Here is a 26,478-nt window from a genome sequence, read left to right as displayed (position 1 = left end):
GTCTAATATTCTGCCACAAGACCGGTCGCGGCTGATCGGTCAAAAAATAACTCTTTTCTTCCTCATAACTTGCCAAAATCATGCAAAAAAAACAACAATATAATACCAATAAGCTCCACAAACGCTTAAGACGGCAGGTAGGAACAGCAATTGCTGATTTCAATATGATCGAAGCCGGTGACCGGATCATGGTGTGTTTGTCCGGCGGTAAGGATAGTTATGCCATGCTGGATATTCTGCGCAATTTACAAGCCCATGCTCCGTTAGAGTTTGAGCTGATAGCAGTTAATCTGGACCAAAAGCAGCCTGGTTTTCCTGAACAAGTGTTACCAGGTTATCTGACTGATATTGGCATGCCTTATCGTATCGTTGAACAAGATACCTACAGTGTCGTAAAACGTGTCATTGCAGAGGGAAAAACCACCTGCAGTCTTTGCTCGCGCTTGCGTCGCGGTGTCTTATATCGCGTTGCCAGTGAATTGGGCGTCACCAAGATAGCGCTAGGTCATCATCGGGATGATATTCTTGAAACCTTGTTTCTTAACATGTTTTATGGCGGAAAACTTAAAGCTATGCCGCCCAAGCTGGTCAGTGATGACGGAAAACACATCGTTATCCGGCCACTGGCTTACTGCAAAGAAAAAGATTTGGCCGCTTACGCCGAAGCAGAAAATTTTCCAATCATTCCCTGCAATCTGTGCGGATCGCAAAAAAACCTGCAGCGTCAAGCCATCAAAGAAATGATGCAACAATGGGATAAAAAATTTCCCGGACGGCTGGAAACGATGTTCCGCTCCATCCAAAATATCCAGTTATCTCATCTCGCTGATACATCCCGGTATGATTTTTTTAGCTTGAAAGCACACGGTGAACCGGTTATCGATGGCGACACCGCATTTGATGAAGAAATATTCGAACCAACTATTGAAGAAATGCTGATACCCGGCTCAGAAGAAACGAACGACAGCCGCCTTGTTTCAGGATAATCAGGAAAGATTTTTACGAGGTTCCGGCGGCACCCATTTGAATGTTGCTGCAACCAAACCGGCAAAGAGGACATAAACTACCGTAAACAAGCCTTCGGGTACAGTATAAAACATGATTTTATGCAGCCATTGCTGAATAAAACTATTATTTGTTTCAATCTGACGCAATGTATTTTCCCATAATGTTAACGGACAAACGACACCCAGCAAGGATTCAGCCACGACGAATAAAATGGCGGCAAGGTGTAAATAACGAAACCAAGGGTTTCTGACAAATGTCAGCTTAAGCCAGGCACCCACCCAGATGACCGGCAAGCTGGCAACAACAAACAACACATAGAGAAAATGGATAATCAGTATAAGGTCAGCCAATAGCATATTTAACTTGATAAACTTACAATGACGATTAGTAATCTCCGGTTCCCGGAATTCGCATATCATTCTTGATAAACTTTATGCCACTGACACTGCGCGCAATCGCAATCGCTTTGTACATATCGTCGCGGGAATTGACCAAACCGCTCAGTTCTACGACACCTTTTGTAGTTCTGACGTTGATATCGAAAGGTCTCAGGGAAGGCTCATCGAGAATTGCTTCGTAAACCTTCGTAGTAATGACAATATCATCGTATTGTTCTCTGGCTCCCTCAAACTGCGGCGTTGATGCGCAGCTCGAGAAAAAAGCCATTTGAATAATTAAGAAGAATGCGATGAAACGGCTATTCAATTGTGTCATGATTAAGCGCTCCCAAATGATTAACGGAAAATATCCCTCGTTACATTTGATTAAAGGCTCTTGCTTTAAGCTACCTTCAATACGTTATTGATCTGAAATTTACGGATTTATTGAATTCTCTGGTAGGTATTCGCAAAAATCAGAATGTAGTATTGCAAGGACAGAGTAGCTCAAGTGTACGCAGGCGTACAAAGCATTCCATTCCTGGAAGTTATATTACATGATTATCACTGATAGAGACTAGCTCGATTCATGAGTTCGCTGGTCCACGATCCCAAAAAAATGGCACGATAGCGTTGCACAAAACTAAGGAAATGCTGATTAATTCGACGAACGTGATGAAGCGCGAGGCGCACGGAACGCAGCAACTGAGACATATCAATCAGATAGGCGAGGAAGCGAGTACCGCGCAACGAAGCGATTCGCTCGTGCAGGCAATTAATCAGTGTTTCCCTAAAGGGTCATTTTTAATCGGCCAGCAGTACGAGAAAAATATCTTAGTTTGTTGACGTAAGAAATCTATATTGTTTATTTTCAAAGATTCTTCACTCCGTTCAGTGATGACAAAAGTGCATTATTCGGATACACCTTAAGGAATCTCTGATTAAGTTGATTACATTCATGGTTCGATAAGCTCACCACGAACGTAATCAATATATTATCGTTCGTCCTGAGCCTGTCGAAGGACTTAATCAGAACCTTCTTAAGCTGATACCATCAACTGTCCTGCTTTGATTGCTGAACTTGCGGACTTTCTTTCAGCAACGGAATCACCAATTTTTCCAGTTTGTTCAGATGAACACGGCCCAAATAGGTTTCAACAATTTCACCGGAACGATTAATAACCACGGTGTAGGGTAAAGCGGATTGCCGGTTACCCGCCGCCTCAGCCAACGCCCAAGTATGAAAACTGCCGACCAATACCGGATAATTAATACCAAATTCTTCACTATAAGCCTTGACCTTATCCGCTTGATCAATAGCGATTCCTACAAACACCAGACCTTGATCACGGAATTTTTCCTGCGCAGCAATGAATTCAGGAATTTCCTCGCGACACGGCGTACACCAGGTAGCCCAAAAATTCACCACGATTACATTACCCAGCCATTGCGAAATGGCCTGATTTTCTCCCTGAATATCTGGCAAATTGGCAGTGAGAATTGCTTTTGCACCCTGCTGACCGGCTTCACTGGAAAGAGCAGGTTGCGAACCGCCGCCCATAAGCTGGGCTCGCACCATAAAACCCGTGGTGATTGCCAATGCAGCCAAAGCTAAATATATTAATAGTTGTCTCAATTTTGCCATCATGATTCCTTTAAATGAAGCAATACGTGAGATGACTCACGTTCTATTTGTTTTTCTTATTAAATCAGCACCGCATTCAGCACGGTCAGAAAATCATTTTTATTCAGAAAACCTATTACTTTGATATCCGGAATGTTATTACCCTGACGATCAATAAATAAAATACCCGGTGGTCCAAACAATTTAAATCGTTTGAGTAAATCCGCATCATCCGGCGTGCCGTCAGTCACATCGATCTCGAGCAGAACAACATCCTTCAGGCGGGATTGCACCTTGCTATCGGAAAAGGTAAAGCGATCCATTTCTTTGCATGAAACGCACCAATCCGCATGAAATCTGATCATTATGTATTTATCCTTGGATTGCTGGATCCGCTCATCCAATTCAGCAATGGTTTTTACCCGCTGAAAGGGTAGAGAGGCATGACTGGAATCCGCAGCTCCTTCCTTATTCATTGTACTCGCGCCTGTCACACTGATTTTTGAAAGCGGTTGCAAAACATCCCGGCTGCCCGACAAAACACCAATCAATAAGGCAATACCAACGAGCAGGGCAATGACACCGATACCCTTTAGAAATTTCTGCAAACCCGAAGATCTTTCCGGCAATGGATCAATCGCATGCAAATAAATGGCAGAGATGATCAACAATACCGCCCACAATAACATGTGAACCACTTCGTTAATGACGGGGGAAATTAACCAGATCGCGACTGCCAATAACAACACGCCAAAAAATCGCTTGATCGATTCCATCCATGCGCCAGCTCTCGGCAATAACGCGCCTGCCGATGCGCCCAATAGCAGCAGCGGCACCCCCATACCCAGCGCCATGACAAACAGTGCTGAGCCACCCAAGATCACATCCCGGGTTTGGCTGATATACAGCAAGGCCCCTGCGAGCGGCGCGGCGACACACGGCCCGACTATCAATGCAGATAGCGCGCCCATGCCGAATACACCGGTTAAATGTCCGCCTTTCAGGTGCCCGGCCTCCTCAGACAGTTTGGTTTGCAGTGAACCCGGTAATTGCAATTCATAAAAACCAAACATTGATAACGACAACAATACAAATATCACCGCAAACGTACCCAACACCCAAGCATTTTGCAGCGCGGCCGACAGCATCGCGCCCGACAATCCGGCAGCTACGCCAGCGATAGCATAAGTGATTGCCATACCCAGTACATAAGCCAGCGCCAGGATAAATCCATGGCCCTTGGTCACATGTTTACCGCGGTTAGCAATAATCCCCGATAAAATCGGGAACATCGGAAACACGCAGGGTGTAAACGCAAGCAGCAGGCCGATACCGAAAAACCCGGTCAGAATCAGCCAGAAATCGCCGGTTTGAAACATCTGATCAATTTTGTACGCTTCGGTTTCGATGGCAGGTGCCCGGGACAGCATTTGAAACAACTCAGCCGTCGCATCGATTCCGGCGGCCGCCGCCTTGCCGCTTACCGCTTCAGCAACGGCGCCGATTGCTGCTTTCACTGCCGGTAATGTCAGATCGATGGCTTTGTGAATGGGCGCATAACACACCCCGACCGGCTCATTGCACCCCTGGTAAGTAGCTGTCAGTGTCAGCGGTTGTTCGCTCGCGGGATCTTCGCGTTTTAGCGAAATGATGGCCTGAATCGGGCTGTAATAAACTTCTGTCTGACCAAAAGTCTGGTCTTCCTTCATTTTTCCGGGCGGTAAAATTACTTTTTCAATCACCATGCCGGGTTGTTTCGGCTCAAATGTAATCTTATCGCGATACAGATAATAATCCTTTGCCGGGGTCAAATTGGCAATCAGCGTATTGCCGTCGCGCACTTCCACCGTAATTTTGAACGCTTCATCGGGCGGCAAAAGTTCTTGCGGATTGCTTTGTCCCAGATTGATACCCAGTTCCTGCAATTTTGAAAACAAGCTGAAGGAGCCGCTCTCCTGCGCAGAAATAGGTGTACTGATCAGACATAGTATAAGTAACAAAAATTGGAATAGTCGCATCGGTATTCAGTATTATTTAATCAGGTGGTTGTGTTTCATTGGCGATCCACTGCAAATAAGCAGGTAATCCGTTTAGGATAGGAACCATAATCACTTCCGGAAGTTCATAAGGATGCATCATCTTGATCAACTGTTCAACCTGGTCATAGTGCTGCTGCAGGGTTTTGATCAAAACGGGTATTTCATCCGCCGATTCAACGTTGCCTTGCCAGTGATAAATCGAAGTACATGGACTCAACACATTAACACAAGCCGCCAAATGCTGGGCGATCAACGCTTCGGCCAAAGCAACCGCGCCCTTTTTATCGGGGAAATTGGTCATAACAAGGATTGGTTCTAGCACGGTGAAAAGGAATTTTTATTCCCGGTGAATACGAAAATAACAATTTTACCCGGCTTATTGTATAAATTCACCGATGCTATACCGCAATTTGACATACTGGGCATACCTTGCCAACAGGCATATACTTCAAAAAAAACAATTTACGATAGGATATGAACAGATGAAAGGATTATTTAATTTGGTAATAACGCTAGCTATTATTACCCCGGTCACAATATTTTTTGGCTACATCATCATGGATGAAGGCGATCAATTTACTGCCGAGCACTATATGGTTACAGGACTCAGTACAGTTCCGCTTATTTTCGCGCTGCTGGTTAAATTTCTTATGTCGGGAGCGGAAAAGGAATAGGCGGCAAATCTTTAAAAAGGGCAACCAGTCTGTTAATTCTTACTACAGGCAGACTGGTTATCCCATGCGTGATCGCTACGAAACAACCCTATTTATCTTTTAGCTTGCGGCGTTGCTTCTTTACAAGGCTCAGACAACTCTGTTTGATGTTCTTTGAGGCATTTCATGACCGCTCCACCACCTGGCTTGACATCTTGGCAGAATTTTTCCATATCCGCTTTACAGGCATCATGCATGGTTTTTGTATTGTCTTTCATTGCTGATTCTCTGTCTTTACACTCAGCTGAGAGCTCAGCATCATGCTCCTTCAGGCATTTCATGACAGCGCCGCCACCCGGCTTGACATCTTTACAAAATTTTTCGATGTCCGCTTTGCAAGCTGTAGAACCGTGACCTCTTTGCCCCATCTGTTCAGCTTGAACGGAAAAAGACAACAAGGCAGTCATCATGAAAACGCCACAAAATCCCAATAAATTATTTCGCATTATTTTAATTCCTTTTAAAAAGTGCCAGTAATCTTAGCAACAGAATCGGAAACACAATTAAACTTTCACAACATCACAACCGTTTTTGAATTGATTAAAACTGGTAAAAATTACCACCAGAAAATCCTTGGTGCCGTGTATCAGAAAAAACGCTTTTTAGTGAATATACGTAAAGCAGGATGTTTAGTCAAACGCGCTATTAAACACTCAAAAACCGTCTGTTTCTGCTCAAAGAAACTATAAAAATCCACGAACTAACAGCATTTTTCAGCGAATGAACGGAATAATTGAAAGTTGGTCATATTGACAGTCAGTGCTATAATGTTGCCCCCACCGCAACAACTAACAGCTTATTTTTGAGGAATTATTTATGTCTCGCCCTATCCGCAATATCGCCATCATCGCGCACGTTGACCATGGCAAAACGACAATGGTCGACAAACTTTTACATCAAGCCGGCACCTTTGCCGCACACCAACAGATTTCCGAGCGCGTAATGGACTCCAACGATATTGAGCGTGAACGCGGCATTACCATTCTGGCCAAGAATTGTGCCATAGATTTTGAAGGCATTCATATTAATATCGTCGATACCCCCGGCCATGCCGATTTTGGCGGCGAGGTAGAGCGTGTATTGTCGATGGTGGATGGTGTATTGCTGTTAGTTGATGCAGTCGAAGGTCCGATGCCGCAAACTCGTTTTGTCACCAAAAAAGCCCTTGCACTGGGGCTGCGTCCGATTGTCGTGATTAACAAAATTGACCGGCCGGGCGCACGTGCCGACTGGGTCGTTGATCAAACATTTGATTTGTTCGACAAACTCGGCGCCAGTGATGAGCAACTTGATTTTCCCGTCGTCTATGCTTCCGCATTAAATGGCTTTGCCTCATTGGAACTGAATAAACCCAGCACGGACATGCGCCCGTTGTTTGAAACCATCATCAAACACGTCCCCGCTCCGGAAGGCAATCCGGAAGAACCCTTGCAACTGCAAATCAGCGCCTTGGATTACTCCAGTTTTGTCGGCCGCATTGGCATCGGGCGTATTCGTCGCGGCAAACTGAGACCCGGTCAGGAAGTGATGATATTACTGGGCGACAAACCGCCTAAAAAAGCCAAAGTCAATCAGGTTCTCGGTTTCCAGGGTCTGGAACGGATACAAATGAAAGAAGCCTTAGCCGGTGATATTGTACTGATCAATGGCGTGGAAGAACTGAGCATCGGTACTACTCTCGCCGATATCGACAATCCCGAAGCATTGCCTATCCATATGGTGGATGAGCCGACACTCACCATGACGTTTCAGGTCAATACTTCGCCTTTTGCCGGACAGGAAGGTAAATTCGTCACCAGTCGTCAGTTGCGCGAACGTCTGGAAAAAGAGTTATTAACCAATGTTGCCATGCGACTGGAAGAAACCAACGAAACCGATTCATTCCTGATCTCCGGACGCGGCGAGTTGCATCTCACCATTCTGCTGGAAAATATGCGCCGCGAAGGCTACGAACTGGCTGTCTCACGCCCGCATGTCGTAATCCGCGAAATCGACGGAGTTAAGTGCGAGCCGTTTGAAATGCTCACGGTCGACGTGGATGAAGCCAATCAGGGAGCAGTCATGGAAGCACTGGGCGCGCGCCGCGGCGATTTGCAGGACATGGTATCGGATGCCAAAGGGCGCGTGCGGCTGGATTACCGTATTCCTGCGCGCGGCCTGATCGGTTTTCAATCCGAATTCATGACCATGACGCGCGGCACCGGCTTGATGAGTCATGTGTTTGACGAATTCGCCCCGATGCGCCCGGAAATTCCGCCGCGCAGAAACGGCGTGTTGATTTCCTCCGAACATGGCGAAGCCGTCGCGTACGCACTGTGGAAATTACAAGACCGCGGCCGCATGTTCGTCAGCCCCGGCGACCGCTTGTATGAAGGCATGGTGATTGGGGTGCATACCCGTGATAATGATCTGGTAGTCAACCCGATCAAAGGCAAGCAATTGACCAATATCCGCGCATCGGGAACCGATGAAGCAGTGACATTAGTCCCGCCAATTCAGCTCACCTTGGAATCCGCGATTGAATTTATTGCGGACGACGAACTGGTGGAAATTACGCCGAAAACGATCCGTATCCGCAAACGTTTCTTGCTGGAACATGAACGTAAACGCGCTTCGCGCGCAGCGGCTTAATAACTGATTTTCAATCTAATCGCGCCGGTATTGAACGAATCATACCGGCGCGCTAAAACTTACGGCCGCAACGGCTTGTCAGTTTCCGCTTTAGCTTTACTATTTTTCAGCAAATTGGGCGGCGGACCGATCGGTTCGAAGTCCTTCAGCAACGGCACATCATCCTTGTTGATCCAGCGGATATCCATGTCGTAAGTGCCATGCGGCCCCCAACTGCCGGTGAATTTCTTGCCATCCGGGGTAAACGTCCAGCACATATCCTCCCCGCCGGTATTGACTGCATCACCAAGATTCAGCGGCTCCTGCCATTCGCCCTCGGCATTTTGATGCGAAATCCACTCATCATGCCCGCCGCGCGAACCCAAATCAGTCCGCGTGCTGGTGATGATCAGGCTCTTGCCGTCCTTGGACAACCCGGTCCAGTGCATATGGTCGCGCTGCGGTGAATTGATCTTCAGCCCCAGGCTCTCCGGCTTCTGCCAGATGCCATCCTTCTTCTCAACCTTCCAGATATCGCTGTCCTGCGTCACACCCGGCTGGTGATAACTGAAGTAAATCAGGCTATCGGAAGCAATGATTGGACAATGCTCTTCACCGGTCGGCGTGTTGATATTCGGCAGCTCCGGCACGTCGTTCCAGTTCCTGGCCGATTGCCAGACGCCATCGACTTTCTGCACCACGTACAGATCGCCGGACAGCATATTCCCCGCTTCGTAGCGGGTAAAATAAATCACATTGCCATCGCTGGAAAAGCTCGGCTCCAGCTCCCAAGCCGAAGTATTGATGTTCGGCCCCGCCTTGGGATCGATGCCCGGCCCCAAATGGATCGGTTCTTGCCATTCACCGTCGACTTGATGCGACATCCAGATATCGAAACTGTAAGTATCGCCGGGCGACTGGATACTGCCTTCACGGGTCGACACAAAAATCGCCGTCTTGCCGTCCGCACTGTAAGTAATCTCCATCTCCGATCCGGATGAATTGATTTTCCCGCCGAGACTGTTCGATACCCGTGGATGCTCTGTAGCCGCTCCGCTGCCGGAACCGTGCATACCGGGCATAGCATAGGAAACGCCCTGCGCCAGAATGAACGCCAGCGATACGGAACAGAGTTTTGGAATAAAAAGGTTATTTTTCATTGATTAATCTCGAATTTTGGGTAACTTTGGTTTTTTATAAGAATAGGCTGGTGTGACTGGTATTGCAATACGATTTATTGCCAGAAGTGTGGAAGCTCGTCGTTCGGGGACTCGTGCTAAAGTCATCAGACAGCTCTATCGGTATGGCAAGTTTTTATGGCGCAAGAAAAATTATTGCGCCAAAAGATCAACTTTATTGGCGCGATTTGTCAAAGTTTGCGCCAATTAGAGATAGGAATAGAAAAGATATCTTCAGCAAGGCAGATCAGCACTTTACTTCAAAGCGCAAGAAGTCATTCAGACGTTTTGATTCGGTAATCTCGTCGTGCGGCACAAGCAGATACTTCCATGTCTTGGTACCAATGGCTGCTGCGTAATCCGATGCATGCTTGCACCAACGAGCTGCCGAACTCGCTTTGGCCTGCACCTCTTGAGTATTGACGTCCGTGCGCGCCTTGGTTTCAACCATGTAAATGGTCGTATCAGTCTCAGCGACAAAGTCAGGGATGTACTCCGGCTGCTCCGTGCCCAGCTTGTAATAGATTTGGAACTGTCCCTTGGCGGGTTTAAACCACTTCAAGGCATCGCGCTCCAGGATGACGGAGAAGCGGCGCTCGGTATCCGAATCGAACTTTTGCAGCGGATACAGGCAACGCGAAAAACCGCCGAATAGCATCTGCTTGATACGCCCGGTCTCGGTCAGCGTTTCACGGAAATGGTGCGCCGTCTGTCCTGCTGTGGCCGTGTAGTTGCAGGGCTTCAGTTCAGTAAAACCACGACTAACCTGCACTTCATACTCGGTTGCTTCTTCCCAAAAGTGCTCCATCATCTCGGCACGAATTAAGCGAGCAAGCTCACTGCCAAAAGTATCGAGGATTTCGTGCAGTTCATTTTCAGAGTAATTCTGCCCCTGATAATGAGCAACGGCTTGGCCCGCCAAGTCGTATAGCAACTCAGCTTGAGTGAAGTAATCTATGTTGTCATAGTCGATAAGCTTTTTAACAATGTAATCCTCGAAGCGCTTTTCGCGAATTCCTCTTTCGCTGCTTAACGTAAACTGCTCATTGGTACGTAGTTCTTGCCCCACAATTTCGCGATGTCCTGGTTGAAAATTGGGTAATAGGCTCAGTTTGAATGGATGAAAGCCCGTGGTGACTTCGCCAGTAGGCACCACGGCGATGCGGGGGATGTCGATGGTTTGCTGAGCGACAATCTCCGTCGTTTTTGCCACAACGGCTGACAGATCAAGTTTCGGCTGCCCATCATCGACGCCCGCCAGCAAGTTGCCTTGCATCGGCCGATTTAATAAAGACAGGCGCTCGGTGACCTCAGTCAAGATTGCTGATTGAACCTCGGGGGTGAGCAGTGCGCTGCTGGTGGGTACCAGATCGCGTCTGACTTCGTACTTTCCAATCACATCCATCACGACGCGAGCCGCCTGTCGTTCCGCTTCTGTGGTGAAGACGGGAGTCTGTGCCGGAGCCGTACCGGCGTTCGTCGGAGCACCAGCTACCACGGGCGCATCCGTCAGGCCCAGACGTGTCATTGCGCCCGAACCAACTTGTACGCTGACTTTTTTATCGTCAGCGCTTGGCGCATCGAGGATGACTTGCTTCAGACGAATTGGCGAGTCGCCGCGGTTCGCCTCGTCGATGATCTCCTGGAATTTATCGTGCGCCACGATGTTCAGGCGATCCACCGCCGCCACGCCGGTGCGCTTGCCATAAGGCAGCCGCAAACCGCGGCCGATGGATTGTTCAATCAGCGTGCGGGCATTGGCAGCGCGCAGCGGCACGATGGTATAGAGATTGGTCACATCCCAGCCTTCCTTCAGCATGTTGACGTGAATCACGATCTCGGTCGGTTCGTCCACGCTCTCGACCGCGAGCAAACGGGAAATCATTTCCTCCTCTTCGCTGCCTGAGCGGCTGGAGTCAACCTGAATCACCTTGCTCAGATAGCGTGCGTCAAAGAAAACCTCTGACTGCAGAAGCGCCAAAAGTTGCCCGGCGTGGGTGGTATCCCGTGCGATCACGAGCATGAAGGGCTTGACCGGCGCAACACCGTTTTCCCGGGCATAGGTCAGCAGCTCAACTTTTGTAGTTTCGTGCAAGCGCACGCCGTCTTCCAGCTTGATCTTTTCGATTTCCTCCGGCGTGTGCGCTTTGGCATCAAAATTACGCTGCGTGACAACGGCAGGCTCCTTGACGAAGCCGTCCTCCATTGCCCGTGCCAGCGGGTAATCCATCACCACGTTTTTGAACGGCACCGGTCCGCGGCTGGATTCCACAAAAGGCGTTGCCGTCACCTCCAGTCCAAACAAAGGCTGTAATTCATTGATGGCCCGCATGCCAGCCTGTGCGCGATAGCGGTGCGATTCATCCATCAGCAGCACCAGATCCGGCAAATTAGCCAGATGGTTGAAGTAGCTATCACCCAGCACTTCTTTCATGCGCTTGATACGTGGCTCTTTCCCGCCACGCACCTCCGAGGTGATCTTAGCGATGTTGAAAATATTGATGCGAACTTCGCCCAATAACTCGCCGCCGAAGATGTTTTGCTGATCATAGTTGTCCCCAGTAATGACGCGGGGCGCATTGAGGGCAAATTCACCGATGCCTTTAAACACATATTTCGGTGTATTTGGCGTGAAATCCGTAATCAGTTTGTTGTAGATCGTCAGGTTCGGCGCGAGCACGAAGAAGTTATTGATGCCGTGCGCCAAATGCAGGTAGGCGATAAAAGCTCCCATCAACCGCGTTTTGCCCACACCTGTCGCCAGCGCAAAGCATAGCGAGGGAAATTCGCGCTCGAAGTCTTCCAGCTTAGGGAACTGCGCCTTGAGCGTAGCCAGTACCGCTGGGACATAGCGCTCCTGCGTCAGCATCTCCGGCGCGGCATCCAATGCTTGTTTCAATTTGACCAATGATTCGGCTTGCGGCGGGCGCAGCGACAAGCGTCCTATAATATGGTTCTGGATGCGGACACTCATGCTTCATTCTCCTTGTTGTCCAGCAGCTTCAGCATGCGGTCAAAGTCGCTCTCGAATAGCCTGTCCTGCACGATGCGGTATTTTTCAAACTCAGCTTCAGCATGGGTGCGTGCGATTTCCGCCGTGACCTTACCGACATCCTGTAATACCTCACGATCGGTCATTTCAATGAATCGGTTTAATCGAATTTCCCAATCCTGCATGGTCATCGGCATCTTGTTCTGCGCCATCAGCTCGGCCATATCCAGGTAGGCGTTCACCAGCCGGGAAAGCTGAGCCATTTCGCTTTCGCTCAGGTAATTTTTGGCAATAACCACGTCAAACTTCTGAATTTTTCCACGTGGCGCATCCTGCCAAGTGGTCAACCCCATATTGGGCTTTTCCGCATCCGCACGTGCGACGATGACTTCCGCCGCCGTCTGTCCATGAATGGCCCAATGCAGTTTATTCTGCACGGTGGCGAAAAATCGCTTGGTGGCCTGTGCAGCCACATCGTAATCAATCGACGTGGCATAAAGATCGGTGATTTTTTGATAGAACTTGCGCTCCGAAAGGCGAATCTCACGGACACGCTGCAGCTGTTCCTCGAAGTATTGATCTGTCAGGACAGAGCCGCCTTGTTTCAGGCGCTCCGCATCCATGGCCCACCCCTTGATAGCGAATTCCTCGACTATGCCCGTGGCCCACTTGCGAAATTGCACCGCCCGCTCGGAATTAACCTTGTAGCCCACCGCAATGATGGCGGCCAGATTGTAGTGCCTGGTGTCGTAGTTCTTGCCATCGGCGGCAGTTATCCGAAATATTCGGATAACTGAATCTTGCTGTAGCTCATTGTCTTCAAATAATTTTTTTAAGTGATAGTTGATGGTGCGCACATCTACATCATAGAGCGTGGCCATCATCTTCTGCGTCAGCCAGACATTCTCATCGGCATAGACCGTCTCCACGCCACCCTGGCCGCTGGCCGCCACAAAGGTCAGATACTCAGCCGCCGAAGAGCGGACAATGGAGGCTTCTTTCTTTTTCTTCACCATCACGCTTCCTCCCCACCATCGCCAAACAAATCGGCAGTGCGCTGGTCCGTTTTGGCTTTCCTCCCTTTGCTTACGGTAGGCTCGACCGGATCCGGTTGCGCCATCGGCAGATTCGCGACATTCAGACTGTAATCGTCATGCCCCCATTCGCAGCGCGCCAGCACCATTTTGGGAATTTTCTTCAAGGTCAGATTCGGCCAGCGCTCGGCGGCTTGAGCCGCACTCACGCCACGGAACGCCGAGCAGCACACCAGCAGACTTTGTTCGCCGCCGACCTCATCGCACAGCGCCTGCAACTGATCGGCGGACAGGTTCTGCGTGGTGACGTAGATGAAGTCGCGCTCGCTCGAATGGCCGTGCTGCCACCAGCGGGTTTCCGACGGCGCGTAGGTGAAGCCTTCCAGCTTGGCCAAGGCTTCCGCCAGCATCGCCGCATTGTATTCCGGGTTGATCACCGGATTGCCCCAGCGGTCGTTGACGATCAGGCTGGGCGCCAGTTTGTAGTAGCGGAACCCGCCGCCGCCTTGCCAATTCACCGCCTTGCTGATGCCGCCCTGGTCTTCGCCATCGATGACTTTTTTCAAACGGGGAATGATGTGCGTATGGCAATGCTCACCCAGCTCGACCATGATCCAGCGGCGGCCCATTTTGTGCGCCACCGCACCGGTGGTGCCGGAACCTGCGAAGGAGTCGAGAACGAGATCGCCGGGATTGGTGGCAATATGAACTATGCGTTGAATCAGTTGTTCAGGTTTTGGTGTGCTAAATGCTTCATCCCCAAAAAGATCTACCATTTCTCGCTTTGCATCTTGAGTATGCCCAACATCTTCATATGACCACCATGTTTGAGGCACCATTCCTTGCTTTACCTCTGTCAGAAACCTCTTTATCGCGGGAACGTTGGAGCCATCTTTACCCCACCAGATGCGCCCATCCGCATCCAGCTCTTTAAGTTTTTTTTCTGAAACACGCCAATACATCGCATTCGGCGGTCCTGAAATAAAGCGCCCAGACGGTGTAGTGATAGGATATATGCCTTGACTATAGTAATTGCGTGCAGAGAGATCACCCGGCTTCCAAGGCCCTCGCGGATCATTATCTGGATTTCTATATGCTTTATCCTGCTTATCTGTTCTAGGCATCAGATTCGGAAACCACCTATCAGAATTCTTGGCAAAAACAAGAATATAGTCGTGATCTTCTGAGAAATGCTTTGCTGTTGATTTTGGAGAATAATTTTTTCTCCAAAGTACAGTTGTGACAAAGTTTGTTCGACCTAAAACCTCATCACACAACACCTTCAAATAATGCGCCTCGTTGTCATCAATCGTAATCCACAACGAGCCATCCTCCGACAGTAACCGCCGGATGATCTCGAGCCGGTCGCGCATCAACCCGAGCCAGATCGAATGCTCCAGCCCATCGTCGTAATGCGTGAATGCGCTGCCGGTGTTGTACGGCGGGTCGATGAACACGCACTTCACCTTCCCCGAAAACTTCTGCTCCAGCGCCTTCAGCGCCAGCAGGTTATCACCGAAAATCAGCCGGTTGTCGAAGCTATCGTTATCCGAAACACGATGCCTGGCGTGATACGACAGCGAAGGATCTTCCAGCAGAATGCGTGGCTCCAGCTTGGGCCGCTTCTCTTTCCCGATCCAGGTGAGTTCAAGTTTTTGTTTGCCGCTCATTCTTGTGCCTCTTGTCGCTGCGCCAGCATTTGCAGGGCGCGTTCGCGCTCGCGTTCCAGTTCGTGTTTGAGCTCTGCTTCGCTCGGCAGATAAGGCAGGTATTTGGCGGCAAACAATTGCTGTTGTTCCGCCAGCACGGAATAGCGCACTACGGCTTCACTTTTTTCGCTGCACAACACCAAGCCAATGGTGGGATTGTCGTCAGCGCCTTTGATTTGCTCGTCGTACAGGCGGACATAAGTATCCATCTGCCCCATGTCCTGATGGGTGAGCTTGCCCAGTTTCAAGTCCACCAGCAAAAAGCATTTGAGCTTGTAGTTGTAGAACACGAGGTCGAGATAAAAATCTTCATCAGCAAAACTCACACGCTGCTGGCGGGCGACAAAGGCAAAGCCCTTGCCCAGCTCCAGCAGGAAGTTTTGCAGGTTGTCCATGATGGCCTGTTCCAGATCGCCTTCCAGAAAGCGGCTGGTGTTGAGGTTGAGAAAATCCAGCACATAGGGATCACGCAGGAAATCCTTGCGGGTTTCCGCCAGGGATTCCGTGTACTGCGCGGCTTCGGCCTGTACCAGCGCCTTGTCCTTGCTGCTCAACAAGCGTTCGTAATAGAGCACGCCGATTTGCCGCTCCAGCGCCCGGCTGCTCCAGTTCTGGCTGATGGCTTCGCGCAGGTACCACTCGCGGGCAGAGGGATTTTCCACGCGCAGCAGAACGCGATAGTGCGTCCAGCTCAATTCGGTACGCACTGCGTTCCGAATTGAAAAGAACTGAAAAAACAGTCTCATATTCCTCAAATTGCGCTCATCGAAGCCGCGCCCGAACTGAGCCGTCAGTCGTTCGGAAAGCGCTGCCAGTTGCCGTGTGCCATAGGTGGCGCGGGTCTGCCCTTGTTGCTCATGCTCGACGATCAGACGGCCAATTTCCCAGTAGCTTGCTACCATGGCCTGATTGACGCTTTGGCGTACCTGGCTGCGCGCCTGCTGGACGATCTCAGCAATCTGACTGGCCAAGGATTCCAAGGTGTCATGTTGCGAAGGGGGGATGCGCTTCATTTCAACGCCCATTCGACGGTGAATAGCGTCTGTTCTTCACGCAGGATGCGCGATTCCGGATTTTGGCGTTTGTCCTTATCGATCCTGGTGAGTTCGAGTTTTTGTTTGCTCATGGCATCGCTCTCATACTTGTGGCGCACGACTTGATAAATAATCGATCAGGCGCTTACGCGGGTACACGTCCGCTGCATTCTGAATGTTGCGCAACGGGGTGATCGCCGGATCAGCAGCGAGCCCATAGTGCATTTCCATTAAGTCGGCCAGGAAAGCTACAACGTTGCCTTGGTTGCGGAAGTAGGCTAGCGGCCCCACCCATAAGAGGTGCTGCTGCCCGAAATCACAAGCTTGCTGCCGAAGCAGATCGAGCGGCTGACTGATCAATGCAGGAATTGTAGCCGGGTCGATGATAGCCGCCGCACCGATGCGGCTGCGCAAGCGCTTCATCATCGTCGCTGTGACGGCATGAATGCCGTGACGATAGATCAACCGTTCCTGGCTGCGCGTCGGGGCCTTCTGTTCGTAGTCTACCACGAGCTCTCGGATAGCACGGTGGCATAAGACAGCGTTAACCAGCGCCACTCCCGGCAGCGCGGCGGTGAACAGCGCCTGATACTCGGTAGAGTCAGGGTTGGCAAGCCGTGCCGGATCACTCTTCAGCCAGACGACGTAGCGCGGGTCGCTCTGTTGCGCGGCGAGCGCCCGTAGCGCCTCATCGAGTGTGATCGCCTTAGCGCCCATCGCCGCTAACACTTCCGGGCGGTAGTGGTAATCAAAGCCGAGGTGCGCTATCTCCTGCCGCAAACGTTCCTGATTCTCGTCGAGAGATGCGAAATTGGATGTCTGTACCGGGTTCTGATGATTGCGGGCTTTCGTCACCCGTTTGCCGAACTGCCCATCGGCAGGAGCCTTGATCAGCGTGAGCATAACCTTCGCCTCATCGATGCTCTTATCTGGATTCTGGCGAACAAACTCGGCAGCCGACGCTACAGTTTGCGCACCGTTAATGATGGAAAGCCCTCTAATCTTGAATTTCTTGAAACCATTACCCGGATTCTTACTCTTAGGCTCAATTTCATCGCAAACAGCAGTAATACCGTTATTTAGATAAAAGAAGTTCGCAGGATCATCACGTAGCGTCACCTTGATCGCCTTGTTGATATCTGACTTGCTGCTACCTAGAAAATATCGAATATTGCGCTCGTAAAGAGCTTTATCCTCTTTGATATGGAGGGTTACCAAATCGGTTAATCGTGCAATGCCATAGTATGTCACGCGCGGAATCTCGATTTTCTGACTTTTCTGCAAAGCAATGTCTGTTTTTACCGGCTTGTAAGCTTGCTCCGCCAACAGATCGCGAGTAATTTCCGCTGCCGTGTAGTATTCCACTTGCTTCACCAGTCGTTCTTCGTCGAGATCTTCGTCGTCAAGTAGTTGCTGAAGAAACTTCTTGGCTGTATCCGAGACTTTTGCGCCCGTAAAAGGAATAACCAATTTGATGTGGTTGCACGAATCGAGCGCACTCTCGATTTCAGCTTGCCGTTTCTGAACATTGGAATTGAAAGCCGTGAAGTTCTGCTTCAATAAGAGACGCACGCCTTCGCAGAATGGAAGTGCATCGACTTGCTTAAATTCTGCATCCTTTTTCATCAACTTAGTCTGCAGGAGATACAACGTTTCCGACGGCGTGTGGTAGTAAATTGCGTCAATTCCATTGTCATCGAAGTCGTCGACAACCGAGGCAGCCGCTTCTTTTGGTGGGATATCAAGCAGCTTGTGCAATGCAAACCCACCGAAAGCTCGTGACAATTGCTTTTCCTGCTGTTCTTCAGCAGGCTTTTTCGTATTGAGCAATGGTGGCAGGAAGGGCATGAAGCGTTCCGCCAGAACTTTCTTCAAAATGATCATATACTGCGGTTCGAGTGCTGTCATTACACGAGCTCCCATTCGAGGTTAAACAGCGTACGCTCTTCAACCTGCTGCTGGAGTTGTATCTCCAACTGATCGATGAGCGCGTTATGCTGGGCTTCGATTTCGTCCTGCCGGGCGAACAGCTCACGGCGCAGCGAGCTGCGCTTGCTTTCCAGTTCACGTTGGCGCTTCTGCCATGACAGCTTCTCTTCCAGCACTGGTGAGGTGGCCGCGGTGCGGCGCACTTCCTTGATCTCGCGGTCGATTTCCTTGATTTCCTGTTCGAGCCCCAGTTTCAGATCGTCCGCCCAGGCATCGAGCTTCTGGACTTCCTGCTCGAAGTAGCCGAGGTTGCGCTGATTGATGTCGTGCAGCAGCGCGGTCTGACGGGCTTCCATGTCGGCCTGTAGAGTCATTTCACCATCGTTGAACAAGCCGGCATCCTGTACGGTTGCGGGCAGGAGCAGCAGCTTTTCCGGATCGTCTTCTGCCAGTGCAATACCATCCGCTGTACAGGCCGCAACCACCAAGTGCTGTTCCTGATTGCCCAGCGCCTCGACGGAAATCAACTTCAGAATCAGCCAGCCTGTTTTGCCACGGTATGGTTCCAGCGTGCTTTGCTTCCTGCCATAGGCTTCGTAGTCGAACACCAGCCGCGCGGCGGGTAGATTACGGGTCTTCGCTTGGCTGATTACCCATTCAGCCAGCGGATGTCCGATCCGGTACAGATGAGCGTCACCGGAACGGCGGGGCAGCTCGTAGCGCCCAGGCTCGATTCCCGCGAGGCCGCTGTTTTCAATTCCAACTGGTGGATTGCCAAGCACGAACCCATCATCGTCGAACGCGGCGCAGCCATCCAGTTCCGTTCGAGTCAAGTCCATCAGCATGCGCTCGTATTTGCTACGCGCGGCGCGGCTATCCTCGGCGCGCACGCGCAGTTTATCCTGCACTTCCTCATCGAAGTTTTCCAGCAAGATTTGGCGGGTCTTGACCATTGCCTCGCTGATCTCACCGGAAAGGTCAAGTTGCAACTGTTCAAAACTGGCCTTGATTTCCCCATGTTCCCGGCAGTTCCGATAAATTTCGGCGATACGCCGCTCGAAATCCACCCCGGAACCAATCGCGCCTAATACTTCGTCGCTGGCGCCGAATACGCCCTCGAAAAGCTGGAATTTCTGCGCCAGCAGTTCGTACACCCGCGCATCGGCTTCATTGCTGCGGTCAACGAAATTTACCACGACCACGTCGAACTTTTGCCCGTAGCGATGGCAGCGCCCGATGCGCTGTTCAATACGCTGCGGATTCCACGGCAGGTCGTAGTTGATGACCAGCGAGCAGAACTGGAGGTTGATGCCTTCGGCCCCGGCCTCGGTGGCGATCATCACGGTGCCGCGCGCCTTGAAGTACTCGACCAGCGCTGCTCGGGTATCAGCGGTCTTGGAACCGGTAATGCGGTCGGTGCCTTCGTGCTGCTTTAGCCATTCCTTGTAGATGGTCTGCGCGCGTGCATCGCTGTTGGTGCCGTTGAACAAGACGATCCCTTCACCGTACGAGGTATTTTCCAGAAGGGAAAGCAGATATTCCTGCGTCCGCTTCGATTCGGTAAAGATGATCGCCTTTTTGGCCGCGCCGAGGCGCTCCAGTTCAGCAAAAGCACGATCCAGAGCGGTCAGCAGGGCCATGCCTTTGGCGTTGTCACGGATATTGGCCGCCAGCGTCTTGAAATGCCGCAGATCTGCAATTTCATTGGAAATGGCATCGTGTTCGTTACGTGCAGACGATGATGCATCAAGGGCTTGATCGTTCCATTCGTCGGCGGTTTCGTCCAGCGATTCATAGTCTTCATCCAATTCCTCAGCCAGATCGGGGAGATTGGCTGCATCATCCAGCACGCCTTGAAGACGGTTAGCCATAGTATCCAGCGCACCGGCTATCGCGTACGTGGACGACGCCAGCAGTTTCCACAGCACCAGGGAGATCAGTTGCCGCTGCCCATCGGGCAGCGCTTTAAGATTTGGACGCCGCAGGTAGTCCGCAACAAGCCCGGATAATTCCCGCTCTTCAAAGGATGGCGTGAATTCCTCGACGATGGCTTTACGGGCGGTGTATGAAACATAGGGCTGCACTTCCTTACGCAAGGTGCGTTTGCAAACCGGAGCCAGGCGATCACGCAAATTGGCGAAGTTTTGATTTTTACCAGAAACAGTGAATTGGGTGCGGAAGCTGTCGAGGTCGCCGAATACACGATCATCGATCATGCTGACGAGGCCGTAGAGCTCCAGCAACGAGTTCTGCAACGGTGTCGCGGTCAGCAATATCTTGGAGTGAACATGCGCCAGTGCCTCCTTCAGCGTTTTGGCGATGACATTGCTGGTTTTGTAGACGTTGCGCATGCGGTGGGCTTCGTCGAGTACAACCAGATTCCATTGAATATTCCTGATATCGTTCGTTTTAGCTTTCGCAAACTGATAGGAGCATATCACCGGGCCGGAAACATTCTCGAACGGACTTTGACTCGTCTGCTTGCGGATCGCGTTATAGCTTTTCGTCTCCAGAATTAGACTTTGCAGACTGAATTTATCCAGTAACTCTTGATGCCATTGCTTGCGCAGGTTAGCCGGAACAATGATTAAAATACGGCGGCGGCGCTCGGCCCAGCGCTGCGAAATGACCAGCCCGGCTTCAATGGTCTTACCCAGACCAACCTCATCCGCCAGGATCACGCCACGTGAAAGGGGATTACGGCATGCGAAGAGTGCTGCTTCGACTTGATGGGGATTGAGGTCCACTTGTGAATCGACCAGCGTCGAAGCCAGCGATTCGACTGAGCCGCCTGCTGCGCGACGGGTCAGCAGCCAAGCAAAGTATAGGCTCTGATACGGTGTTAATAGCGGTTGCTTAATCAACAGCGGCTCTCTTTGCATTTAGGTTCAAACGTAAACCGATTACTGATTTCGTTAACCTTTGATAAGGTTTTTTGCAAAAGCCTCGTGTAACCAGTAACCAATTATTTTTTGGACTGGCCTGCTTTAAATATCAATATTCGTCGCCCGCAACGCATTCTTCTCAATAAACGCGCGCCGTGGTTCAACCACATCACCCATCAACGTAGTAAAGATTTCATCAGTCAATATGCTGTCTTCGATCTGCGCACGCAGCAGTCGGCGGTTCGCCGGGTCCATGGTGGTTTCCCACAATTGGATGGGATTCATTTCACCCAGGCCTTTATAGCGTTGCACATTCACGCCTTTTTTCGCTTCTTCCAACATCCACTCAAGGGCTTGTTTAAATTCACTGACGCTTTGCTTACGTTCGCCGCGTTGTATGTAGGCACCCTGGCTTAACAAACCTTCAAATACCTGAGCAGTTTTCTGAATCTGCGCATAATCGCCGCTTTCGACAAAATCATTATCCAGGTAACTGGTCAGCACATTGCCATGCGACATGCGCATGATTTTCAGGCGATAACGTTCATGCACTTCATCATATTCTGCGACGATTTCTATGTCTTTTACCCGTGATGCCAGCCGGGCTGCGCTGTCTATTGCCGCTTGCTCGCTGCTCAAATTAACATCCGGAAGGCGCAGCAGTGCATGCATCACGTTGCTGTCGATCATTCGACTCATGCGCTCGATCACCGATTCTGACAGAATATATTCATTGGCGATTTTTTCCAGTGTGTCACCGGTCAAAGGCGGCTTTTCTTCACCGGTATACAGCTCAGCGTCAGCTAAAGCCAGACTCAGCATGTGTTGTTTTAATTCATGGTCATCTTTGACATAGCGTTCTTTTTTGCCATGTTTGATTTTGTACAGTGGCGGTTGCGCGATGTAAATGTGGCCACGTTCGATCAGTTCGGGCATTTGCCGGTAAAAGAAGGTCAATAACAGGGTGCGGATATGCGAGCCGTCTACGTCCGCGTCGGTCATGATAATGATGCGGTGATAGCGCAGCTTGTCCGGGTTGTATTCATCCTTGCCTATGCCGGTTCCCAGCGCGGTAATCAGGGAAATAATTTCCTGGGAGGAGATCAACTTATCAAAGCGGGCTTTTTCTACGTTCAGGATTTTTCCCTTGAGCGGCATGATGGCTTGAAATTTCCGGTCGCGTCCTTGTTTGGCGGAACCGCCTGCAGAATCACCCTCGACCAAGTAAAGTTCGCATAGCGCGGGGTCTTTTTCCTGACAATCAGCGAGTTTTCCGGGTAATCCCATGCCGTCGAGCACACCTTTTCTGCGCGTTAGTTCGCGAGCTTTACGCGCCGCTTCTCGCGCTCTGGCGGCTTCTATGACTTTATTGCAGATGGTTTTTGCGTCAGCCGGATTTTCCAGTAAAAACTCGGAAAGTTTTTGCGCCACAACTTCTTCCACCACCGGCCGCACTTCGGAGGACACCAGTTTTTCTTTGGTTTGCGAAGAGAACTTGGGTTCAAATAGTTTTACCGACAGGACACACGATAAGCCTTCGCGCATGTCATCGCCAGCCGTTTCAATCTTAGCTTTTTTGGTCAGCTCATTTTTTTCCATGTAGTTGTTAAGCGTACGTGTCATGGCAGCACGCAAGCCTGTCAGATGGGAACCGCCATCTTTTTGCGGAATATTGTTGGTGAAACACAATACCTGTTCGCTGTAACTGTCATTCCACTGCATCGAAACTTCGACCGCAATGTTGTCTTTCGTACCGGTCGCATAAAAAATATTAGGGTGCAGTACCGATTTGCTGCGATTGATGTATTCAACAAAGTTTTTGATTCCGCCGGTAAAAGCGAATTTCTCATCCTTGCCGGTACGTTGATCGATTAAGTGGATTTTTACGCCGTTGTTGAGAAAAGACAGTTCGCGCAAGCGTTTGGCGAAAATATCGTAGTGGTATTCGATATTGCCAAAAATTTCCTTACTCGCCAGGAAATGCACTTCGGTGCCATGACGCTCGCTTTCTCCGGTGATTTCCAGCGGCTTGACCGGAACCCCCAGGCGAAACTCCATTTGGTTTATTTTTCCGTCGCGGCGGATGGTCAGCTTTAACCATTCGGATAAGGCATTAACCACCGAGACGCCCACGCCGTGTAAGCCGCCGGAAACTTTATACGAGTTGTCGTCGAATTTACCGCCGGCATGTAATTCGGTCATCACAATTTCTGCAGCAGATCGTTTCAGATCATCGTCTTGTTTGATGCCGGTCGGGATACCGCGCCCATTATCCAATACACTGACCGAGTTATCGGGGTGAAGCGTCACGGTAATATCATCGCAATGCCCGGCCAAAGCTTCGTCAATCGCATTATCGACCACTTCAAAAACCATGTGATGTAAACCGGTGCCATCGCTGGTATCGCCGATGTACATGCCCGGACGTTTACGTACCGCATCCAGGCCTTTTAATATTTTTATGCTTTCAGAATCGTAGTCTTTTTGACTTTCATTGGGTACATTGGTGTTTGGATCACTCATCAGTTAGGCGCTTTATGGTTATGAAATTTAAAAGAATGTTTCAACTTTTGAGGATTTGGATCATTCCTGCAGGGAAATGCAGTTAAATTCTCATCGGCATGACGATGTATTTGAATTCTTTATTTCCGGGGACGGTTATCAGAACACTGCTATTGGAATTTTCAAAGGCACATTGTACCGTTTCGCTGCTCACATTGTTCAATAAATCCAACAGATAGGTAATATTAAGGCTGATATCCACTGATTCATCACCGTATTTAATTTCCAGTTCTTCTTCGGCTTCTTCCTGCTCGTTATTTTTGCAAATAATGTGCAGATTATCTGTGCTGACGATCAGGCGCACGCCGCGAAATTTTTCGCTTTGATTGGAAAGTATCGATACCCGTTGCAATGCTTGCAGAAAAATTAGACGGTCTATTTCGAATAACTTGGTATTTCTGGTTGGAATCACACGGTTGTAATCGGGAAACTTACCGTCAATGATTTTCGATGTCAGAATGATATCAGAAAATGAAAACCGGACTTTATTCTGAAAATATTCTATTTTTACCGGATCTTCTTTGTCTTCGAGTAATTTGGACAGTTCAAAAACCGCTTTGCGCGGCAGGATCACTTCCTGTCTTTTCTGTTCCGTATCCAAACCGGCTGCGATATAGGCCAACCGATGTCCATCGGTGCCGACACTGATTAATTGCTTATCTTCAGTCAATAATAAAAGTCCGTTCAAGTAATAGCGGATATCTTGTTGTGCTACTGCAAACTGCACTTGATGCAAAAGATTTTTTAATTCATTTTGTTTCAGCGTGATAGTGGCATCGGATTCCGATTCTTCAACAACTTCGGGGAAATCTGCTGCCGGAAGTATTTGCAAGTTAAATGCGCTTTTTCCGGATTTAACCTGCAGGTGATCGTCTTTCTGGGTTAACGTAATTTCCGCATCGGATGAAAGCGAACGCAGGATATCCTGAAGCTTTTTAGCAGAAACCGTCAAGGCGAAATTTTGCTTGGAAGAAAGATCCTTTGTCGTAACCGTTTTGATTTGTATTTCCAGATCAGTGGTCAAAAAAGACGTCTTTTCTTCGTTTTGCTGTATCAGAACATTTGATAGGATGGGTAATGTCTGACGCCGCTCCACAATTCCGGTCACCGTTTGTAACGGTTTTAGCAATGTGTCTCTGTTAGTTTTAATTAAAAGCATTTATATAAAAGAATAATAGTAATTAGATAATGTCTTCAATACTTCTGTATAGTTTTTAACATTGAATGAATATCAACAAGATAGCATAGAATTTTTGTTTGTATGAAAACTGTATAAAAATTGGATGAATTGTGGATAAAAATAGCAAATCTTTAAAATAAGAAGTTATGCACAAGTTGTTAGACAGTTATCAACCTCTTAAAATAAGAATCAGCGCGTTAAAATCCCGGCTTACGACCGGATCGGAAATACGCAATTCATTGATTTTCCGGTAGCCGTGTAATACGGTCGTATGATCTCTTCCGCCAAAAGCTTCACCGATATCCGGTAAACTCAACGAAGTCAGTTCTTTAGCGATTGCCATAGCCATTTGCCGGGGGCGGGCGACGATGCGTGAGCGTTTTTTTGAATACATCTCGGATACTTTGATTTTGTAATAATCGGCGACAGTTTTCTGGATATTTTCGATGGAAATTTGGCGGCTTTGCACAGCCAGCAAATCCTTTAATGCTTCTTTCGCCAGATCCAGCGTTATTTCCAGACCGACAAAACGTGAGAAAGCCAGTACGCGTTTTAAAGCACCTTCCAATTCCCGCACATTTGAGCGGATATGTTTGGCAATAAAGAATGCCACATTTTCATCTAAGCGGATTTTTTCCAGCTCGGCTTTCTTTAACAGGATCGCGACACGCATTTCCAATTCCGGTGGCTCTACGGCAACGGTTAATCCCCATCCAAAACGGGATACCAGCCGTTCTTCCAGCCCTGTAATTTCTTTTGGGTAGGTATCGCAAGTAATGATGACTTGTTTATGGGTTTCGATGAGTGCATTAAAGGCATAGAAAAACTCTTCCTGCGTACGATTTTTCCCGCCAAAAAATTGCACATCGTCGACCAGCAAGAGATCAAGCGAATGGTAGTAAAGTTTGAACTTGTCAAATGCCTTATGTTGATAGGCACTGACGACATCGGATACATATTTTTCAGCATGCACATAACGGATTTTGGCGCTCTTGTCATTTTCGTGCACGTAATTACCGATTGCTTGAATCAAGTGGGTTTTTCCCAAACCCACACCGCCATAGATAAATAGCGGGTTATAGGCGATACCGGGCGATTCCGCAACTTGGATGGCACCGGCTCGCGCCAGTTGATTGGCTTTTCCGGTTACGAAATTGTCAAAAGTAAAATTGGGATTCAGGCCGCTGGGATTTTTTTTGGCAGGCGGGTAGGCCGTCTTAGTTTCCGGTTTGGGTACATCCTGCACCTGCAAGGGTAGCGGATCTGGCAGGCTGTTTTTTGCTTCGGTTTGATCGGCAAGTTTCAGATGGAATTGGATTTTTCTGGAGAAATATGCCTGCGCCATCACTTCTATATGCATAATGAAATTGTCTTTCACCCATTGCGAGACAAATCGATTGGGAGCAATCAGTACGACTTCATTGTCGCTATTTAATGCGGGATCGATTTGTAATGGTTTGATCCAAGTATTAAATTGTTGCGCGTTGAGTTCTTTTTTGAAATGATCAAGACAAGATAACCAGAAAGTGTTCAGTGATTGCATAATTTTTTGTTCTTTATCTGTCTGGTTTTAGAAAGCAATAACAATGCAATTTTAAGGTAAA

Annotated in this window: 20 protein-coding genes; 4 read left to right on the top strand and 16 right to left on the bottom strand. The window is 49.3% G+C overall.

The window, feature by feature from the left end:
- Positions 1–80 precede the first annotated feature (80 nt).
- Positions 81–986: a tRNA 2-thiocytidine(32) synthetase TtcA gene (gene ttcA, locus NIT79A3_RS00095; RefSeq protein WP_013964232.1), complete on the top strand. Its 906-nt coding sequence runs from the start codon at positions 81–83 to the stop codon at positions 984–986.
- Here ttcA and NIT79A3_RS00090 read toward each other — a convergent pair whose 3' ends face one another.
- Both NIT79A3_RS00090 and NIT79A3_RS00085 read right to left on the bottom strand, forming a co-directional pair.
- The gene (locus NIT79A3_RS00090; RefSeq protein WP_013964231.1) at positions 987–1,364 is read right to left on the bottom strand and encodes a DUF2784 domain-containing protein; all 378 of its coding nucleotides are present in this window, start codon (positions 1,362–1,364) and stop codon (positions 987–989) included.
- 28 nt (positions 1,365–1,392) lie between these two features.
- Entirely contained in the window at positions 1,393–1,722 is a 330-nt protein-coding gene (locus tag NIT79A3_RS00085; RefSeq protein ID WP_013964230.1) for a BON domain-containing protein, read from the bottom strand.
- A 296-nt stretch (positions 1,723–2,018) separates the two neighbouring features.
- Here NIT79A3_RS00085 and NIT79A3_RS18450 point away from each other — a divergent pair, with 296 nt between their 5' ends.
- On the top strand, positions 2,019–2,231 hold the full coding sequence (locus NIT79A3_RS18450; RefSeq protein ID WP_156796959.1) for a hypothetical protein: 213 nt from the start codon (positions 2,019–2,021) through the stop codon (positions 2,229–2,231).
- A 208-nt stretch (positions 2,232–2,439) separates the two neighbouring features.
- Here the strand turns inward: NIT79A3_RS18450 and NIT79A3_RS00080 are convergent, their stop codons facing one another.
- The 3 genes from NIT79A3_RS00080 to cutA are packed head-to-tail and all read right to left on the bottom strand — an operon-like array spanning position 2,440 to position 5,349.
- Complete coding sequence (locus NIT79A3_RS00080) at positions 2,440–3,033, bottom strand: TlpA disulfide reductase family protein (protein WP_348225669.1); 594 nt, start codon at positions 3,031–3,033, stop codon at positions 2,440–2,442.
- Between the two features lie 56 nt (positions 3,034–3,089).
- Positions 3,090–5,027, bottom strand: a complete 1,938-nt coding sequence (dsbD, locus tag NIT79A3_RS00075; protein WP_013964228.1) for a protein-disulfide reductase DsbD — start codon at positions 5,025–5,027, stop codon at positions 3,090–3,092.
- Between the two features lie 16 nt (positions 5,028–5,043).
- Positions 5,044–5,349, bottom strand: coding sequence for a divalent-cation tolerance protein CutA (gene cutA / locus NIT79A3_RS00070; RefSeq protein ID WP_049785319.1), 306 nt, complete (start codon positions 5,347–5,349; stop codon positions 5,044–5,046).
- Between the two features lie 181 nt (positions 5,350–5,530).
- On the opposite strand from cutA, the gene NIT79A3_RS00065 reads away from it, so the two are divergent.
- Complete coding sequence (locus NIT79A3_RS00065; RefSeq protein ID WP_013964226.1) at positions 5,531–5,722, top strand: hypothetical protein; 192 nt, start codon at positions 5,531–5,533, stop codon at positions 5,720–5,722.
- A 92-nt stretch (positions 5,723–5,814) separates the two neighbouring features.
- Here the strand turns inward: NIT79A3_RS00065 and NIT79A3_RS00060 are convergent, their stop codons facing one another.
- Positions 5,815–6,207 carry a cysteine rich repeat-containing protein gene (locus NIT79A3_RS00060; RefSeq protein WP_013964225.1) on the bottom strand — a complete coding sequence of 131 codons (393 nt, stop codon included), beginning with the start codon at positions 6,205–6,207 and terminating at the stop codon, positions 5,815–5,817.
- Between the two features lie 370 nt (positions 6,208–6,577).
- On the opposite strand from NIT79A3_RS00060, the gene typA reads away from it, so the two are divergent.
- Positions 6,578–8,392 carry a translational GTPase TypA gene (typA, locus tag NIT79A3_RS00055; protein WP_013964224.1) on the top strand — a complete coding sequence of 605 codons (1,815 nt, stop codon included), beginning with the start codon at positions 6,578–6,580 and terminating at the stop codon, positions 8,390–8,392.
- Between the two features lie 59 nt (positions 8,393–8,451).
- On the opposite strand, the gene NIT79A3_RS00050 is transcribed toward typA, so the two are convergent.
- The 10 genes from NIT79A3_RS00050 to dnaA all read right to left on the bottom strand — a co-directional run bounded on the left by NIT79A3_RS00050 (position 8,452) and on the right by dnaA (position 26,417).
- Positions 8,452–9,531: a PD40 domain-containing protein gene (locus NIT79A3_RS00050; protein WP_013964223.1), complete on the bottom strand. Its 1,080-nt coding sequence runs from the start codon at positions 9,529–9,531 to the stop codon at positions 8,452–8,454.
- Positions 9,532–9,796: 265 nt separating this feature from the next.
- Positions 9,797–12,523: a DEAD/DEAH box helicase family protein gene (locus NIT79A3_RS00045; protein ID WP_013964222.1), complete on the bottom strand. Its 2,727-nt coding sequence runs from the start codon at positions 12,521–12,523 to the stop codon at positions 9,797–9,799.
- Positions 12,520–13,557, bottom strand: a complete 1,038-nt coding sequence (locus NIT79A3_RS00040; RefSeq protein WP_013964221.1) for a virulence RhuM family protein — start codon at positions 13,555–13,557, stop codon at positions 12,520–12,522. The genes NIT79A3_RS00045 and NIT79A3_RS00040 overlap by 4 nt, the downstream gene beginning before the upstream one ends.
- The gene (locus NIT79A3_RS00035) at positions 13,557–15,245 is read right to left on the bottom strand and encodes a site-specific DNA-methyltransferase (protein WP_013964220.1); all 1,689 of its coding nucleotides are present in this window, start codon (positions 15,243–15,245) and stop codon (positions 13,557–13,559) included. Before NIT79A3_RS00035 ends, NIT79A3_RS00040 begins: the two co-directional genes overlap by 1 nt.
- On the bottom strand, positions 15,242–16,297 hold the full coding sequence (locus tag NIT79A3_RS00030; RefSeq protein WP_013964219.1) for a PDDEXK nuclease domain-containing protein: 1,056 nt from the start codon (positions 16,295–16,297) through the stop codon (positions 15,242–15,244). The genes NIT79A3_RS00035 and NIT79A3_RS00030 overlap by 4 nt, the downstream gene beginning before the upstream one ends.
- A 123-nt stretch (positions 16,298–16,420) precedes the next feature.
- Complete coding sequence (locus NIT79A3_RS00025) at positions 16,421–18,226, bottom strand: AIPR family protein (protein WP_013964217.1); 1,806 nt, start codon at positions 18,224–18,226, stop codon at positions 16,421–16,423.
- Positions 18,226–21,129: an SNF2-related protein gene (locus NIT79A3_RS00020; RefSeq protein WP_013964216.1), complete on the bottom strand. Its 2,904-nt coding sequence runs from the start codon at positions 21,127–21,129 to the stop codon at positions 18,226–18,228. Before NIT79A3_RS00020 ends, NIT79A3_RS00025 begins: the two co-directional genes overlap by 1 nt.
- Before the next feature lie 105 nt (positions 21,130–21,234).
- Positions 21,235–23,655, bottom strand: coding sequence for a DNA topoisomerase (ATP-hydrolyzing) subunit B (gyrB, locus tag NIT79A3_RS00015; RefSeq protein WP_013964215.1), 2,421 nt, complete (start codon positions 23,653–23,655; stop codon positions 21,235–21,237).
- 82 nt (positions 23,656–23,737) lie between these two features.
- The gene (dnaN, locus tag NIT79A3_RS00010; RefSeq protein ID WP_013964214.1) at positions 23,738–24,853 is read right to left on the bottom strand and encodes a DNA polymerase III subunit beta; all 1,116 of its coding nucleotides are present in this window, start codon (positions 24,851–24,853) and stop codon (positions 23,738–23,740) included.
- Positions 24,854–25,043: 190 nt separating this feature from the next.
- Complete coding sequence (gene dnaA / locus NIT79A3_RS00005; protein ID WP_013964213.1) at positions 25,044–26,417, bottom strand: chromosomal replication initiator protein DnaA; 1,374 nt, start codon at positions 26,415–26,417, stop codon at positions 25,044–25,046.
- Between the last annotated feature and the right edge of the window lie 61 nt (positions 26,418–26,478).

Origin of the sequence: Nitrosomonas sp. Is79A3 (genome assembly GCF_000219585.1) — a bacterium.
Lineage (GTDB): Bacteria > Pseudomonadota > Gammaproteobacteria > Burkholderiales > Nitrosomonadaceae > Nitrosomonas.
This window is presented reverse-complemented; position numbering and strand designations above follow the sequence as displayed.

Coding starts and splice junctions, on each gene's coding strand:
- NIT79A3_RS00030 (WP_013964219.1), bottom strand. CDS start 16,297: ATGAAGCGCATCCCCCCTTCGCAACATGACACCTTGGAATCCTTGGCC.
- NIT79A3_RS00035 (WP_013964220.1), bottom strand. CDS start 15,245: ATGAGCGGCAAACAAAAACTTGAACTCACCTGGATCGGGAAAGAGAAG.
- NIT79A3_RS00060 (WP_013964225.1), bottom strand. CDS start 6,207: ATGCGAAATAATTTATTGGGATTTTGTGGCGTTTTCATGATGACTGCC.
- typA (WP_013964224.1), top strand. CDS start 6,578: ATGTCTCGCCCTATCCGCAATATCGCCATCATCGCGCACGTTGACCAT.
- NIT79A3_RS00045 (WP_013964222.1), bottom strand. CDS start 12,523: ATGAGTGTCCGCATCCAGAACCATATTATAGGACGCTTGTCGCTGCGC.
- dnaA (WP_013964213.1), bottom strand. CDS start 26,417: ATGCAATCACTGAACACTTTCTGGTTATCTTGTCTTGATCATTTCAAA.
- gyrB (WP_013964215.1), bottom strand. CDS start 23,655: ATGAGTGATCCAAACACCAATGTACCCAATGAAAGTCAAAAAGACTAC.
- NIT79A3_RS00090 (WP_013964231.1), bottom strand. CDS start 1,364: ATGCTATTGGCTGACCTTATACTGATTATCCATTTTCTCTATGTGTTG.
- cutA (WP_049785319.1), bottom strand. CDS start 5,349: ATGACCAATTTCCCCGATAAAAAGGGCGCGGTTGCTTTGGCCGAAGCG.
- ttcA (WP_013964232.1), top strand. CDS start 81: ATGCAAAAAAAACAACAATATAATACCAATAAGCTCCACAAACGCTTA.
- NIT79A3_RS00025 (WP_013964217.1), bottom strand. CDS start 18,226: ATGACAGCACTCGAACCGCAGTATATGATCATTTTGAAGAAAGTTCTG.
- dnaN (WP_013964214.1), bottom strand. CDS start 24,853: ATGCTTTTAATTAAAACTAACAGAGACACATTGCTAAAACCGTTACAA.
- NIT79A3_RS00065 (WP_013964226.1), top strand. CDS start 5,531: ATGAAAGGATTATTTAATTTGGTAATAACGCTAGCTATTATTACCCCG.
- NIT79A3_RS00050 (WP_013964223.1), bottom strand. CDS start 9,531: ATGAAAAATAACCTTTTTATTCCAAAACTCTGTTCCGTATCGCTGGCG.
- dsbD (WP_013964228.1), bottom strand. CDS start 5,027: ATGCGACTATTCCAATTTTTGTTACTTATACTATGTCTGATCAGTACA.
- NIT79A3_RS00040 (WP_013964221.1), bottom strand. CDS start 13,557: ATGGTGAAGAAAAAGAAAGAAGCCTCCATTGTCCGCTCTTCGGCGGCT.
- NIT79A3_RS00020 (WP_013964216.1), bottom strand. CDS start 21,129: ATGCAAAGAGAGCCGCTGTTGATTAAGCAACCGCTATTAACACCGTAT.
- NIT79A3_RS00080 (WP_348225669.1), bottom strand. CDS start 3,033: ATGATGGCAAAATTGAGACAACTATTAATATATTTAGCTTTGGCTGCA.
- NIT79A3_RS00085 (WP_013964230.1), bottom strand. CDS start 1,722: ATGACACAATTGAATAGCCGTTTCATCGCATTCTTCTTAATTATTCAA.